Annotated in this window: 14 protein-coding genes; all 14 read right to left on the reverse strand. The window is 31.0% G+C overall.

Features of this window, described 5'->3' with window-relative positions; genetic code table 11:
- Nucleotides 1-11: 11 nt before the first annotated feature.
- The gene (locus OREMA_RS0104960; protein ID WP_018248178.1) at nt 12-1,781 is read right to left on the reverse strand and encodes a BamA/OMP85 family outer membrane protein; all 1,770 of its coding nucleotides are present in this window, start codon (nt 1,779-1,781) and stop codon (nt 12-14) included.
- A gap of 56 nt (nt 1,782-1,837) precedes the next feature.
- Nucleotides 1,838-6,055 carry a translocation/assembly module TamB domain-containing protein gene (locus tag OREMA_RS0104965; protein ID WP_018248179.1) on the reverse strand — a complete coding sequence of 1,406 codons (4,218 nt, stop codon included), beginning with the start codon at nt 6,053-6,055 and terminating at the stop codon, nt 1,838-1,840.
- A gap of 147 nt (nt 6,056-6,202) precedes the next feature.
- A complete protein-coding gene (locus OREMA_RS0104970) occupies nt 6,203-8,044 on the reverse strand; it encodes a SpoIVB peptidase S55 domain-containing protein (RefSeq protein ID WP_018248180.1) in 1,842 nt (613 codons plus the stop codon).
- Nucleotides 8,045-8,122: 78 nt separating this feature from the next.
- Nucleotides 8,123-8,473, reverse strand: coding sequence for a rod-binding protein (locus OREMA_RS17180; protein ID WP_018248181.1), 351 nt, complete (start codon nt 8,471-8,473; stop codon nt 8,123-8,125).
- 14 nt (nt 8,474-8,487) lie between these two features.
- Nucleotides 8,488-9,642 carry a flagellar basal body P-ring protein FlgI gene (locus OREMA_RS0104980; RefSeq protein ID WP_018248182.1) on the reverse strand — a complete coding sequence of 385 codons (1,155 nt, stop codon included), beginning with the start codon at nt 9,640-9,642 and terminating at the stop codon, nt 8,488-8,490.
- A 14-nt stretch (nt 9,643-9,656) separates the two neighbouring features.
- Nucleotides 9,657-10,241: a flagellar basal body L-ring protein FlgH gene (locus OREMA_RS0104985; protein ID WP_018248183.1), complete on the reverse strand. Its 585-nt coding sequence runs from the start codon at nt 10,239-10,241 to the stop codon at nt 9,657-9,659.
- Between the two features lie 16 nt (nt 10,242-10,257).
- Nucleotides 10,258-11,226, reverse strand: a complete 969-nt coding sequence (gene flgA, locus OREMA_RS0104990; protein ID WP_018248184.1) for a flagellar basal body P-ring formation chaperone FlgA — start codon at nt 11,224-11,226, stop codon at nt 10,258-10,260.
- 9 nt (nt 11,227-11,235) lie between these two features.
- Nucleotides 11,236-12,024 carry a flagellar basal-body rod protein FlgG gene (gene flgG / locus OREMA_RS0104995; protein ID WP_018248185.1) on the reverse strand — a complete coding sequence of 263 codons (789 nt, stop codon included), beginning with the start codon at nt 12,022-12,024 and terminating at the stop codon, nt 11,236-11,238.
- 19 nt (nt 12,025-12,043) lie between these two features.
- Entirely contained in the window at nt 12,044-12,784 is a 741-nt protein-coding gene (locus OREMA_RS0105000; RefSeq protein WP_018248186.1) for a flagellar hook-basal body protein, read from the reverse strand.
- Nucleotides 12,785-13,013: 229 nt separating this feature from the next.
- Nucleotides 13,014-14,177 (reverse strand): group II intron reverse transcriptase/maturase, encoded by a 1,164-nt coding sequence (ltrA, locus tag OREMA_RS0105005; RefSeq protein WP_018247545.1) that lies wholly within the window; start codon nt 14,175-14,177, stop codon nt 13,014-13,016.
- A 795-nt stretch (nt 14,178-14,972) separates the two neighbouring features.
- Nucleotides 14,973-15,236, reverse strand: coding sequence for a sporulation transcriptional regulator SpoIIID (gene spoIIID, locus OREMA_RS0105010; RefSeq protein ID WP_018248187.1), 264 nt, complete (start codon nt 15,234-15,236; stop codon nt 14,973-14,975).
- A gap of 85 nt (nt 15,237-15,321) precedes the next feature.
- On the reverse strand, nt 15,322-16,089 hold the full coding sequence (locus OREMA_RS18225; RefSeq protein ID WP_018248188.1) for a M23 family metallopeptidase: 768 nt from the start codon (nt 16,087-16,089) through the stop codon (nt 15,322-15,324).
- Between the two features lie 61 nt (nt 16,090-16,150).
- Nucleotides 16,151-17,050 carry a stage II sporulation protein D gene (gene spoIID / locus OREMA_RS0105020; RefSeq protein WP_018248189.1) on the reverse strand — a complete coding sequence of 300 codons (900 nt, stop codon included), beginning with the start codon at nt 17,048-17,050 and terminating at the stop codon, nt 16,151-16,153.
- 127 nt (nt 17,051-17,177) lie between these two features.
- Nucleotides 17,178-18,428 (reverse strand): UDP-N-acetylglucosamine 1-carboxyvinyltransferase, encoded by a 1,251-nt coding sequence (locus tag OREMA_RS0105025; RefSeq protein ID WP_018248190.1) that lies wholly within the window; start codon nt 18,426-18,428, stop codon nt 17,178-17,180.
- Nucleotides 18,429-18,458 lie beyond the last annotated feature (30 nt).

Raw genomic sequence — 18,458 nt, forward strand, 5'->3', positions numbered from 1 at the left:
ATATCCTCCCTTTAGAAAGTATTACCAATTCTTAAGCTAAAGCTTCTATTATGATCAGCATCTCCTTCTGGGGCATAACCATAATCTAATCCTAATTGTCCTATAGGAGTATTAAATCTAGCACCTACACCTACAGAATAATTCAAATCATTTAAACTAAAGTCGTTATTTTGGAAAGTTCGACCAGCATCAGCAAATACAACTCCTGTTACACTCTCAACTATATCGAACCTATATTCTATATTAGCCAATAATAAAGAATCTCCTTTAAATCCACTTTCTTCTGGATCATAATCTACTTCTCCTGGATCTCTTTTATCATTATCATTTTTATCAGTCCACTTAGTCTTATTATAGTAATCAGAATCATATCCACGAACACCATCTAATAAACCATCTCTTAATTGATACTTATGGATATCTTCTAAAGTACCATTACTAGCTCCTGCTTTAAGACGTAAAGCTAAACTATCATCATTACCAACAGGTATATACTTACGTAAATCAGTTTGATATTTAGCAAAATTAGTGTCACCACCAAAGCCTGCTTTTTCTATAGATAACTCTTGACGTCCCCCTTCTTTAGGATTAAGGAAATTATCTCGAGTATCACGAATTGTCTTTAAAGTTATACTTCTTGTATTTTCATCAGCCTTTTCAAAAGAACCATCACTTATCTCTTCATAGTAATCACTATTGTCATAACTTAAAGTAATATAACCATTAGTATTATCAGTTATTGGATGACCTGCTGTAATATCTATTCCTTTTTCATTAACATCATTATCATTACTATCTTCTTCAGTTCTATTATACAAATTGAAATTTAAACTTGTTTCAGTTCCAAAAGCCCAAGGTTCATAAAAACCGATCTCATATAAATTCTGTTTTCCTCCAAACTCCCAATTTAACTTAACTCTTTTACCTGTACCAAATAAGTTATCCTTTTCTATATTAATAAGTCCTGTCATCCCAGAAGATGAACTATATCCTCCACCTACACTGAAGGTTCCTGTTTTAGCTTCTTTAAGATTAATCACCAAGTTCGCTGACTGAGACTCTCCTTCTACAGGCTTAAACTGAGGTTTTACATCTTTAAAATACCCTAGGTTATAAATATTTCTCAAATCATTCCACATTTGATTAACATTAAATACTTGTCCAGGTTCCATAGATAATTCTCTTCTAACTACATAATCTTTAGTTTCACCATCAGTATTGATTATTATTTTATTTAATTCACCTTCGTTAATAGTAATATATAACTTGTCACTTTCTTTAATCGTAACATCTACAACCTTAGCCAAGATATATCCTTCATCTTGATAGTATTTGTTGATTGCCTGGGTAGATTCATCTAACTTATTTAAATTTAAAATTTGTCCTGGTCTAACTGATATAACTTCTTTTAGTTTATCAGTTCTAACTTCATTATTTCCTATAAACTTAATTTCGTCCAATTCAGGATTTTCAACAACCTCAAAGGTTAACATTACACCATCCTTATGATTTTTGAAAGTAATCTGAATATCGAAGAAATACCCTAAATCAAAGATTTTTTTCATATCTTCTTGTAATTTTTCATTTGAAACCTTATCTCCAACTTTTGTCTTAACCTGTTCTAAAATCTCTTCATCCTTAATTTTCTTATTTCCTACAACTTTAATAGCAGTAATCTTGTTTTGAGTAACTTGACCTTCAATATTAGCTGCCATTAATGTAGTACTATTAACTAATATGAAAATCAAGGAGAGCATTATTGCCAATATTCTTTTATTCATTATAATCCTCCTCTTATTAATATTTTACCATATAAGCCGATACTCATAAAGAACAATTAGAACGGTATTGTTGTTTCCAATCCTAATTTATACTCACCTTTATTGTTGTAATAGCCATCAAATCTTAGTTTATCAAATCCTTCACTAAAATGATACTCAAAACCATAGGTTTGTTCTTCTTCTATACCAAATGTTTGTTTATATTTCAACATTAAGTTATCAGTTATAAATTTATTCAATTCTATTCTTGGCTCACCACTTAAAATAGACTTTATCCTAAATTGATCTAAATTTAAGGACTTCTCAAAAGATTCTTCAACTTTAGAGATTAATTCTATTTGTAATTCCTCATCAATCAATCTCCAGACCTCACTTACTAATGCTCCTTGATAATCTTTTTCCAAGAAGTTTTTAATACTACCTTGGTGAGTTAACAGTGTTATAATTTCATCTTCAGTTAACTCAGGCTTAGAAGAAAGATTGAAATCCATTTGAGTTGCTAATCCATCTAAGTTCAAATAAATTGTAGTATCATCTATTTGAGTAGTTGCTTTAATCTTTAAGTTAGGAATTAAGCTATATTTCATAAAGTTAGCAGTACCAGTCTCCAATTCAAACTCTGTATTGTAATAATTAACTTGCCCATTACCAGAATCTAATTGTCCTGTTAACTCAATTCCTTGTTCACCACTTCTTAGATTTAAAACTCCAGTCTGAATTAAAATATCTATATTATTGTTACCTATTCTTACATTTTTCCCAGGAATAATTTCTATATCAAATTTAGGACTAATCAAACTATCACCTTTTTTATCTGACATTGGCCAGTCAAATGACAGGTCTAAATTAGTATCTCTTACTAATAATTGTCCTTTTATTAAAGGTTCATTAAAAGGCCCTTTAATTTCAATTTCTGCATCATTATAACCTTTCCAAAAACCATGTTCAAAGAAGATATCATTTCCTATAAACTCTAGGTTATAATCTTTAGGCCTAAAACCTTCTAAATTAATAGAACCTTCTAAGCTGAAGTCTCCTTCTCCATAATCCCCCTTAACATTGCCTAGACTTATCTCTTTATTTGTTAAATTAATTTTTCCTGAAAGATTCTTTATATCCCTATCTAGTAATTTTGGATAAGATATATTACCAGAAATGATTTCTGCCTTTCCAGTTAAAATAGGTTTTTTTAAGCTTCCTCCCACATGGATATTAGCTTTCCCTTTTCCTGATGCAGATTCAATATCATCTAACACCAATGGTAATAAGCTTAAATTTCCTTCTACTAATTCAACATTTAAATCAAATCCTTCTTCTGGAATTAATGGCACCTTCCCTTTAGCTTTTACAATATTATTTCCTTTAACCCTTAATAACTGATCAATAACCACTTTTCTTCCATCACTTAGCTTTAATTCACCAGTTAACTCTTCATAATTAAATTCATCTAACATACCATCAATAATTTTTATATTTGAATCTAGGTTCAAAGAATTAATATTACCAGTGGCTTTTCCTGTTAAATTAATCTTTCCTCCTAGATTATAAGGAAGTAACTCCAAATTATTAATTGGAGTAAAATTAAATTCCTTAGCTAAGAGATCCAAATCAACTATACCTTTAGTATCATAATCTCCCTTGAGATCTAAATAACCTATCCCTTGATCATTTGAGACATGTAGATCTAGATTTAAAATAGGCCTACTAAAAGTACCATTTGCTCTAACTTGACCTACAACACCATAAGGTAAATCTAAATTCAAAGGGAGAAATTGATTTATATAAGATAAATTCCCTTCTTTTACATTTACCAATAAACTATTAATTAATTTATCCTTTAGATTTAAACTCCCATCTATCTTATAATAATTATCTTCATCTTCTAATATTAAATCAGTCAAATATAGATTATCTTCTTTATAGTTTATTTTTGCAGAAAGATTTCCTATTGAATTAGCATTAACTTTGATGTTATCACTATTTAATTTTCCAGCAACCTTTAGTTTAGAAATTGGTCCATATACTCTACCTTCTACTTTCGCTGAACCTACTATGCCTAATGAATTAAAATTATAATAGTTAATATTAGATAAAGTTAAATCATTACTAATAAAATCAACTTCAACTCTTTTATTAGAATAACTTCCATCAGCAACTAAAATATCATTATTATACTTTATTTTAGAATTATTAATAATAAAATCCCCATCTTGATAAGCAAAGTTCAAATCAGCTTGATCAAAATTCTGCTCAAAGATAGTACCTCCATTGAGGATAAGATTACCTTCAAGAGACAATCTTGGATATATAGAAGTAATTATAGTTCTCCCCTTAACTATACCAGAAATAGGCAGATCTATATTTAAACTACCTAATAATTTATCGGCTTTAATTGTATCTGTATCCAACACAATCTTCGATAAATTAGATTGGAAGTTTATATTTCCAGATAAATTACTAGATAAAGAGGGCAAAGCAATATCTTCTAAATAGAGTATATTATCAATTAAATTTATTTTTCCAAAGGCTTCATCTAGATTAATTTCCTTATATCTTAAATCAGCCAGATTAAATTGACCCTTTACTATAGGGTTATTTAAATTTCCTTTTATTTCTCCATCTACACTCAAAGCTCCCTTTAATGAATCTAAACCATGAATTTCTTTTAAATCTTTTAGTATTATATTATCAGCTTGAACAGATAAATTCAGCTCACCATTTAAACTAACTACCCCTGCTAAATTAGCAGTACTATCTGGTCTAGTAACTTCTAAATTATTTAATGACAATTTACCATCAGTCAGCCAAAAGTTACTTTCTAAGTTGTTAAAATTATAATCTTTTATTGAACCATCTTTTACTGATATATTTCCTAAGATATTTAATTTATTCTTATCTATCCCAATACCAGAGATCATAGCATTACCACTAAGAGAGCCCATTGTTTCTATATTATCATCGAAAAATGAGTTAATAGATGAAACATTAACTCCATTGACCTTAGTAGAAAAAATATAATTAATTCCATCATCAAAAGTAATTGTTCCACTACCACTAACAATACCTTGTCCATATCCCAAACTTAACTTTTCTAGATTAATTACCTTATCCTTATAATAAAAATCACTATCTAAATTATTTATATCAATACCTGATATATGTCCTTCTCCCATTGAAAGTTGGCCTGTTATATTAGGGTTATTAACTGTACCTTTGATAGTACCATTAACCTCAGCATAGCCTTCAGCCTCTAACTCATCATCTGCAAATAATTCTTTAATTTTCTCCATAGAAAACTTCTTAATACCATATTCTAAGTTGAGTTGTGAATTATTCCAATTAAAGATCTCCCCTTTAACTATTATGGGTAAATCCTTATATTTTGCAGAAAGTTGATTAATTTTTATCCCATACCTATTAATACCCAAATTGCCTTTAACATCTTTTATCTCAGTCTTATCTTTATTGATGCTGCCATTATTTAGAATAATAGCAATAGAGTAATCGGGATCTTTAGCAAAATCCCCTTCAAACTTAGCAACTCCGTTCAAATCACCTACCAAACTGATTCCATCTAATTTTGAATAATTTAGTTTCTTTTTTAACTCACCTAAATTAACTTTATCAAAAAGAACCTGTCCTTTATAACTATCATCTTTAATTGTTCCCTTTAATTCTAATTCTTCATCTGATAGAGATGATAATTTAGTTTTGAAATCAAAGAGAAAAGAGTCTCCTAAGATAAACTTACCATTAATATTTATAAGCTCTTCTTTTAATTTAGCCGTCTTGTAATTTAATTTACCGTCTTCTATATAAATAGGAAAATTAATATTATAACTAGAATTATTTTCTTTTTGGCTTCCCTTATTAATTAAAAAGGAATAATTCCAATCTTCTTTTTGCTGAATTAATATCTTAGGATTTTTAATAGTTATCCTTTCAATACTATCTAAAGGGTTAAAGGCTTTTAAAATTAGATTGATAACATTATAACTAATTTCAACTTTTTTAGTTTCTAATAACTTATTAGAATAACTATCCTTAATAGATACATCGCTAATAACTACTTTATTAAGTCCTTTAACTGCAATATTATCTACTTTTATCTTTGTATTCAACTCTTCTTCTAGACTTGCAATAATCTTATACTTAGCTTTTTCTAATAACGATTCGTTGTTTAAATACAGTAAATATAAAGATAAAGAAAATATAACTACTAATCCTATAAATATAATCTTTACTTTTTTAGACTGTAAAACTTTTAATATCATTACAATTTATCCTCCAGTCTAATCTACAAACTAATTTAATAATATTATATTTTAATAATCCTTGCAATAGTTATTAACAGTTATTTCTTGATAATTTTAATATTTATTGACATAAAAATCCCCTCTACCATTAGAGGGGATTAATATTTACTCTTCTATTTTAACTTTAATCTCTTCCATTAAGGAGCCTTCCAAAACATAATTAGTATCTACTACTTCTTCATCCAAGTCATTAAAAATCTCTTTTTTTGGCTCTCTACTATCTTTATCTTCTCTTACTTTTTTCTTCTCTTCCTTATCTTTCTTGCTTTCATGCTCTTTATTTACTTCTTTAATATTATTATCTACATCAGCTGAAGGAGTATAAGTTGGTCTTAATTCCACTACTAACTGATTATTCTTCTTTTGACTTTGATAAACCTCTATAAGTTCCTCTAAAGTTTTAATATTGTTCGCTTTAGACTTCTTTTCTTCTTCTTGAGGGGCCATTTGGTTTAAATTAGCCTCTTGACCACTAAAAACATGGACTTCTAAGTTAGTACTTTCTGTATCCTCTGGTATCTTAAATTTAACCTTCTTAGTTATCAATTCATTCCGATAAGGTCTTAAAGTAATTTCAGCCTCTACTTCTTCTCCAGGAGCAGCTTCTTTTTTATTCAATTTAATTTCCTCAATTAAAGCTACCTTAGCATCCTTTTCAATTTCAATATTAAATTTAATATTAGCTAATTCTACTTTATTAAAAGGATTATGCAAAATCAAACTTAGCCCTTGTAGAAAATCAGCTAATGATGAGGCAGCTATATCATTAGGACTATAATAAAGGTTTTCCACCTTAACAATATCAGTTGGCACCTTATTTCCCATGATTTCTATACTTACTTTCGAAGTACCCTCTCCTGTACGATCAATTGTACTATCAATTGCTTGTAATACTGCCGAAGAAGCTAACCCTTCTATTAATTCTTCATTTTGTATAATTTGTAAGTTATAAGTCTTACTCCTATCCAAATCATTATCAGTCACATTAATCTCTAAAGGAACTACATTTGGAAATTCACCTATTTTACCAGCGATTCCAGCAGTTCTATCTTGATTAATAACTCCTTTTAATTTACCTGGTGATCCAATTTTAAAAGGCATCTTTATACTTGTAATCATTTGGTGAATATAGGCTGAAGATAGAAGATAATTACTATTTCCTTTGGCTAAAAACGGATGACCAAAGGCTAAAATTTTATTTCCTTCCCGATAAGTTAAAGTACCAATAGCTGAAACATTAATATCTCCTCTAACTAGCTGTGCTGCTACTGCACTACCAGGCTTTAATTCTGTATCACCATCTAGATAAGCTAAGGATCCTCCATTAACAGGAGTAATATTATAATCTTTGAAAGTTTCAACTAACCTCTCTTTAGCTCTTCCGTTTAAACCACTGACTGTTAAAGGTGTCGATACTGGTCTAGCTATTAAAGCATCTGAACCTTTGACCTTTTTATTATTACTAGAAAAATATATTTTATTATAAGTTTTATTTCCTATTTTTATTGGGCTATTTAAATTAATTGTCTTATTATCATCTTTATTATGCTTAGTTAATGAAAAGATATCAATCATACTCTGAATTGGAGTTACCATACCAATCTTATGGTCTGCTAATTGCCATCCATAACCTATAGCTCCAATTAACTTTCCATCAATATAAATAGGACTACCACTCATTCCTGATGCAATTCCACCAGTTCTCTTAATAACATCTCCACTTGTCTTTACCAAAATTAAATCTTGACCTGGCTGTTGGTCTTTTAGAATACTTATAACCTCAACGTTAAAATCTTCAATTTCAGTTCCCCTTAAAACTGTCTTACCTACTCCTTTCATTCCAGGTCTAATATCTGATAATGGCATGATTTCTGTTTTTGCTACAGCTATATTAGATAATGTAATAAATAGTACCAATATAGCCATTACCTTTAAGGTTGTTCGCAATAAAATCCCATCCCTTCTTATTAAAACCAGTAACTTATTATCTATTTTTACCTGTATTATTATAATTATAAATATTAATTATAATTTATTACTTAATTGTTGATAAACTAACTTTGCTAACCCCAATTCATTTCTCTTAGAAGCTGATTCTGCTACCTTGTTATAATACATATCCTCAAAAATTTCACGGCTTAAACCACTATCTAAGAGATCAGACTTGACTACTGACTTTCTCATCTGCTTAAACATCATATTTAAAAAAACAGATTCAAGCTGTTTACTTACCGCTTTTAGTTCTTGATCTTCTGCACTATTATCTTTATTATTAACCTGTTTAGATAGATAATCTTTAAATTTTTGTTCTGACTTTTTTAGATCTGACTGACTTGTTGCTAATTTATTTAAGGATAAATCAAAATTTATTTTCATTTCAATCACAACCTTTACATAATTTCTAATTTAGCATGTAAAGCTCCAGATTCTTTTACAGCTTGTAAAATAGCAATAATATCTCTTGGTGTGGCTCCAACAGCATTTAAAGCTTTAACTACATCAAAAATACTAGATCCTTTAGGTAATACCATCAATCTACTATCTTCTTCTGTAACATCAACATTGGTATCTTCAGTTACTGCTGTCTCTCCTTCAGCAAGAGGATTTGGTTGTGAAACATTCTCTTGGGTTGAAATAGTAACTGTTAAATTTCCATGAGCAACTGAAACCTTTGATAAACGAACATTATGTCCCATTACAATTGTTCCTGTTCTTTCATTAATGATTACTTTTGCTTCAGTATCAGGACGAACTGATAGTTGACCGATTCTAGAAACAAATTTAACAACTTTCTCTTTATAATATTTAGGCACTTTAATATCTATTTGACCAGCATCAACTGCTTCAGCATAGTAAGAACCTTGAGGTGTATAACCAAAATTACCATTGATGACATCAGCTATTCGTTGAGCTGTAGAAAAATTAGGATTAGATAAAAGCAATCTAATATATCCATTATCTGAGAAAGCAGTAGGAAGATCTTTTTCAATTAATGCTCCATTAGGAACTCGACCTACTGTAGTATGATTTTGTCTAACCTGATTCCCACCTTGTCCTCCATTAAAACCACCAATTGATACAGGGCCTTGAGCTACTGCATAAACTTCATTACCTAGTGGACCTTGTAAAGGAGTCATCAAAAGTGTTCCTCCTTGCAAGCTATCAGCATCACCTATAGTAGATAGAGTAACATCAATTTTACTTCCTGAATGAGCAAAAGGAGGAAGCTTAGCAGTTACCATAACAGCCGCTACATTATCAACACTCATTTGATCAGAAGTAACTTTGATCCCAAAACGATTTAACATATTTGCTACAGATTGCACTGTGAATTGGTTGCTTTTACCATCACCTGTCCCATTTAATCCTACTACTAATCCATATCCTATCAGCTGATTATCTCTAACACCTTTTATTCGAGTTATATCTTTGACTCTAACCAAGGGATCATTTATTCCTTCCTGATTAGGTGTTAAAGCCAGAACTGAACTACTAATGATTAACAACATCAACAAAAGTAAAAGATTTATCTTTAGTATCTGCATCTTATCCCCTCTTCCTAGAATAACCAATTAAGTATCCGACTAATAATCCCTGGTTTCTGCTTATCACCAACTGATCCCTCTCCATGATAATTAATTTTTACATTAGCAACATAGGTTGAATCAACTGTATTTTCAGCAGTTATATCTTCAGGTCTAATTACTCCAGTAAGATTAACTCTTTGCTGTTCATCATTTACAGTAATTTCTTTATTTCCTTGAATTTTAAAATTACCATTTTCTAAAATATCAACAATCTCTACTGTCACCTTACTAGATAGATTACCACTTCTACTTGTTACTCCTGTAGCACTATTATTATCACTTTCATTAACTCCAAAGGCCTTAATAAAATCTAAAATACCACTTCCAGCCCCTACACTCACTTGACTACTTTGGGATGCATCAGTACTAGCCTGCTGACTAGCACTAGTGGTCTCCTCAATAATTATAGTTATTAAATCACCAATCTGATGAGCACTTCTATCAGAATATATAGACTTAGAATTATTCCATAAGGATGCAGACTGAACATTCGTACTTATCATAAATAACGCCAAGAAAAAAAGTAATGTATATCTTAAAAATAATCTCTGATTCATCCTTACTTTACCTCCCTTAATGAATTAAAACCTTAACCTTATTCTTAGCTATAATTTCAGCTGTAATAATCTTCTTGCTATGCATATTTTGAACTTTAATCCTTTCACCTAGGCGGCCACTTTGTCTCGCTTTACCTAGAGTTACAACTTCAACTCCACCGATTCTAGCAATAATCTGTACTTCTTCCCACCTTTCAACTAATGGTGGAAATTCAACCATTCTACTTAATAAAGGTCTTCCTGCTCCCAAGGAGATCTTCATTATCTTAGCATCTAAATTAGTATTTGTACTTATATATTGGCTGTTAGGTGTATCTACTAATATCTCTTCTATTCTAAAGTCATCTCGACTAATAAGCTGTCCTCGTTCAAGATTTTTTTTAGCTACCAAAACTTCCTGTAAGACCTGAACTTTATACTGAAGATATATCCTCTTATAAAGTTTATCATTAACTATTAACTTTATAGGCATAGTTATAGTACCTATTAAGTCCCCTTGATAAAAATCTCCTACTTCTAACTTCAAATTACCATGAGGAACCATTAGTTTTTGAGGTGGATTTATAACTTCCACCTCAAGCTTTTCCTTACTATATGATCCTGAACTATATATATAATCTTTACCTACATCAATCAATCTATTAATAGATACTCTTTTATAATCAGCAATTACTGTAAATTGATAGGGAATATCCAAGCGTACCTTAGATAAATTATAACCTCGATTTTTTAAAGCATAAATCACTTCTTCTCGATAAATAACCCTCTTATAGCCAGGCAAAGGAGCTTGACCTAAAGAAATTGAACTAACATTCTCTTTAAATTCATCTTCACCACTTATGTAAGCTATTTCACTTAACTTTATATTCATACTCCTAACCTTTACTTTATAAGGAATACTAATACTAAAGCTATTAGCTAAAGCCCCGGCAGTTATAAGAATGATTAGCAGAAGCAAACTAATAATAACTGACTTATTTTTCATTTTAAACCCCTATCTTCTTAGTGAATTTGCTTGTTGTAACATCTCATCAGAAGCTTTAATTGCTTTAGAATTGATTTCATAAGCTCGTTGTGCTGAAATCATATCTACCATCTCTTCTACTACTTTAACATTTGAAGTTTCTAAATAACTTTGAGCAATAGATCCATATCCTTCTTGAGCTGGCAAGCCATACATAGGTTGTCCAGAAGCAGCTGTACTCTTAAATATATTTTGTCCTATACTCTCAAGTCCAGCAGGATTTGCAAAAGAAGTTAACTCAATCTGCCCAGCCTCTTGAAAATCATCATTTCCTGGTTCTTTATAATATACTGATCCTTCTTGATTAATAGTTATATCGGATGCATTAGCTGGGATAGTAATAGGTGGTTGTAATAAGTATCCATCTGAAGTTACCAATTGACCACTACTATCTAATTTAAAAGACCCATCTCTAGTATAACCACTTGTCCCATCAGGTAATAACACTTGGAAGAATCCATTACCTTCAATTGCCATATCTAAAGGATTCTCTGTGCTTTTTAAACTTGATCCGCCAAATAATTTTTGGGTAGCAGCAGGGCGCACTCCAAGCCCAACTTCTATTCCTGTAGGAATCTGTGATCCTTGATTATTAGGTGCTCCTGCACTCTTTAAAGTTTGATACATTAAATCTTGGAAACTTACACGGCTCTTTTTAAAACCAGTAGTATTAACATTAGATAGATTATTAGAGATAACATCCATATTAAGTTGTTGAGCTCTCATACCAGTTGCAGCACTCCATAGCGATCTAATCATTTATCTCACTCCTCTTTAATTAAACTTTACCAACTTCATTAACTGCTTTACCTAAAGTCTCATTATTTGCTTTCAAAACTTTCTGATCTGCTTCATATATACGAGTATTATCAATCATTTTTGCCATCTCTTGAATAGGATTAACATTTGAATTTTCCAAAAATCCTTGTACTATTTGACCAGTTGCATTAAAAATATTTCCAGACTCTGGTCCTCTTTTAAATAATGCACTACCTTCTCTAATTAATCCTGATTTATTAGAAAAGCTTGAAATTTGAATTTTATCTATAACTCTATCATTAACAATTAATTGATTACCATCTATATGAATCTCACCTTTATCTGGTATTTGTATTATACCACTTTCTCCTCTAACTAAGTAACCATCTTGAGTCACAACTTGCCTTTGATTATTAATTGTAAAGTTTCCGTTTCGGGTATATCTAACACCTTGAGGAGTTTGAATAGTAAAGAAACCTTCACCTTTAATTGCTAAATCTAAAGTATTATTTGTTTCTTTAAAAGCCCCTGCACTAAAATCATTAGACATTCTATCTATTCCTACCCCACTACCAATTTTACCAATAGTCTTTACATTGTGATTGATCTTATTAAGTAGTTTGTTGGCAAATGACTTTTCTATAGTTAATTGCTTTTTATAACCTGTTGTATTAATATTAGCTAAATTATTGGAAATAGTATTATTTTTTAATAAAGCATTCTCCATCCCAGCAGCAGATGTATACAAACCTCTTATCATATTAATACCTCCTTTCATAAAGAATAAGCTTATTTATTGAATTATACATTAATACTAAAAATCCTTTATATAAATTTAACAAAAATAAAGTAGGACCAGCCTCACGGCTGGGACCCCTTGTCAAACTGTACGTACGGTTTTCCCGTATACAGCTTTCGGTTATTGGTGCTCCTTATCAGAGAGTAAGTCTTCGACTCTATGTTACCATAGATGTATATTTTACCCTTAATTAGAGCACATCAGTAAGTAATGATTGAAGTCCTTTATCTCTTAGATAACTATTTGAAAAGCGATAATTTTGATACATTATCGCCTTTTTCTTTTCGATAAACGAACGCATTCTCATTCTAATCCATTTATCCAACCTCGTAAACAAAGTCTTCACATTTCCTATCTTGAAATAGTTACCCCAACCTCTCAAAACTGGATTTAATTTTGCAATTATTACTTCTACAGGAAAAGGTCTAGTTCTTCTAGTAATCTTTCTTACTTTGTTTTTGAATTTTGTTATTGCTTTATCTTTAGGTCTCTTGTATTCAGAATGGTGAAATTTGAATCCTAGAAATTCAAATCCATCATAAAAGTTAGTTACTACCGTCTTACGAGGATGAAGTTTCAACTTCAATTCATCCTCTATAATTTTACGGGTAACTTTTAACGCTCTCTTTGCTTTGCGCTTATTTTTAGTTAAGATTACAAAGTCGTCAGCAAAGCGGACTATTTTGTAACCTCGACGAGTCATTTTCTTATCAAAGTAATGTAAATAGATATTAGCTAATAGAGGAGAGATGACACCTCCTTGAGGTGTCCCTTCTCTAGTTTCTTCTCTACCTTCTTCAGTCATAACTCCAATTGTCAGCCATGACCTGATAATATCTAATACCCAACCATCACTTATATATTCCGCTATAAAATCCATTAATAACTCATGGTCTATAGTATCAAAATAAGATTTAATGTCTGCGTCTACCACCCAGTAGTAACCTTGTTCTTTATATTTCTCTATCTTTTCTATCGCATCGTGAGCAGACCTATTAGGTCTGAAACCAAAGGAACATTCACAAAATTCTCGCTCAAAGTATATTTCTAGTACTTGCCTCACTGCTTGTTGAGCAATTCTATCTTTGATTACTGGAATACCTAGTGGTCTCTTTTCTCCATTTCCTTTGGAAATGTACGTCCGTAACACTGGTAATGGCTCGTAAGTATTCTCTATCAGCTGTCTATGAAGTTCTCGCATATTCATCTTGTAATTATTTTTAAACTCTTCTATGCTTACATTATCAACTCCACCACAGCCACCATTATCCAGTACTTTTTGTCCTGCAATATATAAGTGAAATTTCTTTGTGATTTTATCCTTCAAACTATATAGAGTTCGAAATTTTAACACCTATCCTAACTTCACTACTTACTAGTTCTTCCTGTCTCACCTTAATATCTTAATCCCTATATTCATAGCACTCCTGAGCACGTCTCTAAGCTCTCACCAATCGCACCTCTCAGTTTACCATTACTTAGGTTATGGTGTTCTCTAGGTTATCCATACTTTACAGTTATGATTTCCTGTTTGTAATTCTACTAGAACCCACTATAGTACTAGTGTTTAAACCACTCAAAATTAAGATATCATTAGTAATCAAATCTTAAACTTCAATAACCTAGATATCCTTCGCTATAATCAACTTTCGTTGATTTTTTTTCTCACTACTATGATATCTTCTGAACTCTAATATATCATCACTCTGGCTTTCCTGTTGGAGTTATACCATCACTTATCTCTATAGATTTCTATAAAGAATTATATTAGAGATTCCCTCGGTCAATTACGTAAACCCTACAATCATTCCGACCCTAATCACACCTAGTTTTCTAACATGGGCACTTCCAGTTACACGTATTTACCAGCGCTACCTGTCTCTCCTTTGTACAGAGCCCCAAGCTAACATTGGACTTCCCCGTTTTTATGGCGGGTCGCCAAAGCTAAATGCCACCTCTGGTTCACATATTGTTCCGGACTGATTGCTCATCTCAAACTCTTCAGATTCTACCTCACGGTAGACACCCTGCTACTGTTGATTTCACACACCGTACTGGCGAAAACAGCATGGATAGGATTTTCACCTACTGTTTACTAAATCTACGAGGCACACATAAAAAAGAGGTTGGAATTAATTCCAACCTCTTCCTAGCAATTAGATTGTTTGGCCTTTAAATATTTCTTTCTAGTTGCTTCTCCACCCCTAAAGTGCCTTTCTGCTTTATTATACTCTAAAATATCTTTTATTTCATCAGCTAATTGAGGGTTTATCTTCTCAAGCCTTTCTGTTATATCCTTATGAATAGTACTCTTACTTACTCCAAATACCTTAGCCGCTTGTCTAACTGTTGCTTTAGTTTCAGATATGTAATCGGCTACATCTAAAACTCTTCGATGAATATAATCTTTCATTAACTTGTCCCCCTCTAACAATTTCCAATATTATCAATATATATATATGAATTTAGAGGTAACAAGTATTCCAAAAAATTATAGATTAATTAATATAATCTAATGGTGATACACGTTTTTGCTTTTCTCCATCCACCTTAATAACTTCAAAGTGAAGTTTACTTTTGTCATTAAGTCCACTATCTCCAATTTCACCTACTACTTGACCTTTATGAACCTTCTCTCCTTCTACTACATGATTAGTCTCAAGATTAGAATATAATGTCTGAAGATTTGTACTATGCTCAATTATAATCGTTACACCTTGATAATCATCTTTAATAATCTCTTTTACTATTCCTTCTGCTGCTGCTTTAACTTTTGTACCAATCTCTGCACTAATATCTATACCTGAGTTAAATTTCCAAGCATCTAAGACCTTATCTTTATACGGTGAATGCCAAGATAAAATAATATTCCCATCAACGGGTCTATATAAATTGCTAAAACTTTTGGACTGAGCAGGCTTAGCACTGACTTTTACAGCAGGTGTATCTTCAACATCTTCTTTTTGCTGTGGTAAAGAGATCTTTGTTGTATTTAATTTATAATTATCATTTGCTTCTTTTATATCTTCTATTAATTTCACTGATTCTTGGGTGTTATTAATATTTGTTCTCTGAAAATGCGGCTCCTCTAAGTTGATATTATTTTTATATTGATAAAAAGCTATACTACCTCCTACTATCATAAAAACTACAACTACAAGAATATAATAACCCATCCATTTCCAGCTTTTAATACTATCCTTTAGTTTTAATTTCTTTCTATCTAAAAGAATAGAAAAGGGCCACTTGTCTGATTTTTTGGCCATTAAAATCACCTCCGAAATTATATTATCCGGAAATGATTCTTTTATACATATAATTTATAAATTACCAGATAGATTTCAATTCAACTCCAGGGTAATAATGCTTTAAAATTTGAATAAAATTATAACCATTCTTGGCCATACCATTAGCACCATATTGGCTCATACCAACTCCATGACCATATCCTGATGTAATAAATATATAATCATCTCCTTCTTTTAAAACTCTAAACTTAGTAGAAGATAACTTTAATTTATTTCTTACTTCTTTACCAGTAAATATTTTATCTCCTATCAATAATTTTAATACCCTACCACTAGCACTCCGTTTTAAAATCTTAATAGTTAAGGGAGCTTTAGCGTTAATCGATAACCTTCTACACAAATCTAATAATAAATATTTTTGTTGCTGCTTATAATACGGAGAAGTTTCTTCATAATTACTAGCTACACTTTGTAAGTAGGGAACAGAATTACCCCAGACTGCTACTGCAGCCTCTGTATATGCACCACTAGCAGAATGATATACTGAATTAATTAATTTACCTTTATAAAATAACCCTATACCCTCTGTCTCCTCTACTGCTGCTGATACCTTAGACCAATAGAACAAATAATCTTTCCCCCATTTTTCTTTTAATTTTTCCTTAGCTAACCAAGCTTGATTCTTATTACTATCTGTAGTAATTATACCATTGCTTGAATTTTTTAAAGTATAAGTTCTAGCAGCTATTGCTTGTGCTTTTAATGCATCTATTTCAAAGTTAGCAGGCATTTCAGCTGCAACAACTCCTTTAATATACTCTTCTAAATCTAATTGCATAGTTTTTTTATTTTGATGATTATATATACTTATTTTGTAATCTATAAAATTAAACATATTAAAAAATACTACTATAAGTACAGGTAATATAGCTATACACAAAAAATTAAAGATTAGAATTGAAATTATTACTTTTTTCATATCCCTCCTCCTTAACGTATAGTTATTAAATACTTATGTTTAATTATAAAGTAAATTGACAATTATAAATAAAAAAGAGTCGCATTAATGCGACTCTTTTTAACTAAGAACTTAGTATAATTATATTTTAACAGTTGATCTTAGTAATATTCCCACCGATTTTTTGTATCTTTGCTATTACATCTTCATATCCTCTTTCAATATGATAGATATCTTCTATTACAGTTCTACCTTCTGCTACTAAAGCAGCTAAAATTAAAGCTGCTCCTGCTCTCAAATCAGTTGCTTTAACTTTTGCCCCTGTTAATTTAGAATTATTAACCATTGCAGTCCTACCATCAATTTTAATCTTTGCTCCCATTCGCTTCAATTCATCTACATGAGCAAATCGATCTTCAAATACAGTTTCTACAACCATACTAACCCCTTTGGCTTGTGTTAATAAAGCCATAAACTGTGCCTGCATATCTGTTGGAAAACCTGGATATGGTAGAGTTTTAATATCAACAGCATTCAATTGATTATTTCCTATTACTCTAATACTATTAACATCTTCTTCTATAGTAGCTCCCATTTCTATTAATTTAGCTATTAAAGGTTTAACATGCTCTACCAATACGTTATTAATAGATAAATCACTAGCAGTAATAGCAGCCATCATCATATAAGTACCTGCTTCAATTCTATCTGGAATGATAGTATAATCATTAGCTTTTAGATTATCAACACCTTCAATCCTGATAATATCAGTACCTGCACCTTTTATTTTAGCCCCCATTACATTAAGGTAGTTTGATAAATCAATTATTTCCGGCTCTCTAGCAGCATTTTCAATTATTGTCTTACCCTCTGCTTTAACTGCTGCCATCATAATATTTAATGTTGCTCCTACACTAGGATAATCTAGATAGATTTTAGCCCCAGTTAATTTGTCTGCTTTCAAGTTAACCATACCATGATCTATGCTTACACTTGCCCCTAGTGCTTCAAAACCTTTTAAATGTAAATCAATTGGTCTACTTCCTATTTCACAACCTCCTGGCAAAGCCGTTTTAGCTTGTCCATAACGAGCCAATAAAGCACCTAAAGCATAATAAGAAGCACGCATTTTATTAGCTAAAGGATATGAAATTTCAAATTTATTGACACTATCTGAGTTTACCTTTAATTTATTATTCTGATATTCGACTTCAGCACCTAAAGACTTTAATATCTTAATTAAGTTATTTATATCTCTTAAATTAGGAATATTATCTAATACACTAACCCCTTCACCAATTAAACTAGCCATTACAATTGGTAAAGCAGCATTTTTAGCACCACTAATATTCAACTCTCCTTCTAACTTATTTCCTCCCTCTATTACCAAACACTCCATATAATTTCCCCCTACTTCAATTGTTCATAT

Source organism: Orenia marismortui DSM 5156 (assembly GCF_000379025.1).
GTDB lineage: Bacteria > Bacillota > Halanaerobiia > Halobacteroidales > Halobacteroidaceae > Orenia > Orenia marismortui.

Excerpts from the sequence above, each read along its gene's own strand:
- OREMA_RS0104960 (WP_018248178.1), bottom strand. The coding sequence starts at position 1,781 with ATGAATAAAAGAATATTGGCAATAATGCTCTCCTTGATTTTCATATTA.
- OREMA_RS0104965 (WP_018248179.1), bottom strand. The coding sequence starts at position 6,055 with ATGATATTAAAAGTTTTACAGTCTAAAAAAGTAAAGATTATATTTATA.
- OREMA_RS17180 (WP_018248181.1), bottom strand. The coding sequence starts at position 8,473 with ATGAAAATAAATTTTGATTTATCCTTAAATAAATTAGCAACAAGTCAG.
- OREMA_RS0104980 (WP_018248182.1), bottom strand. The coding sequence starts at position 9,642 with ATGCAGATACTAAAGATAAATCTTTTACTTTTGTTGATGTTGTTAATC.
- OREMA_RS0104985 (WP_018248183.1), bottom strand. The coding sequence starts at position 10,241 with ATGAATCAGAGATTATTTTTAAGATATACATTACTTTTTTTCTTGGCG.
- flgA (WP_018248184.1), bottom strand. The coding sequence starts at position 11,226 with ATGAAAAATAAGTCAGTTATTATTAGTTTGCTTCTGCTAATCATTCTT.
- flgG (WP_018248185.1), bottom strand. The coding sequence starts at position 12,024 with ATGATTAGATCGCTATGGAGTGCTGCAACTGGTATGAGAGCTCAACAA.
- OREMA_RS0105000 (WP_018248186.1), bottom strand. The coding sequence starts at position 12,784 with ATGATAAGAGGTTTGTATACATCTGCTGCTGGGATGGAGAATGCTTTA.
- spoIIID (WP_018248187.1), bottom strand. The coding sequence starts at position 15,236 with ATGAAAGATTATATTCATCGAAGAGTTTTAGATGTAGCCGATTACATA.
- OREMA_RS18225 (WP_018248188.1), bottom strand. The coding sequence starts at position 16,089 with ATGGCCAAAAAATCAGACAAGTGGCCCTTTTCTATTCTTTTAGATAGA.
- spoIID (WP_018248189.1), bottom strand. The coding sequence starts at position 17,050 with ATGAAAAAAGTAATAATTTCAATTCTAATCTTTAATTTTTTGTGTATA.
- OREMA_RS0105025 (WP_018248190.1), bottom strand. The coding sequence starts at position 18,428 with ATGGAGTGTTTGGTAATAGAGGGAGGAAATAAGTTAGAAGGAGAGTTG.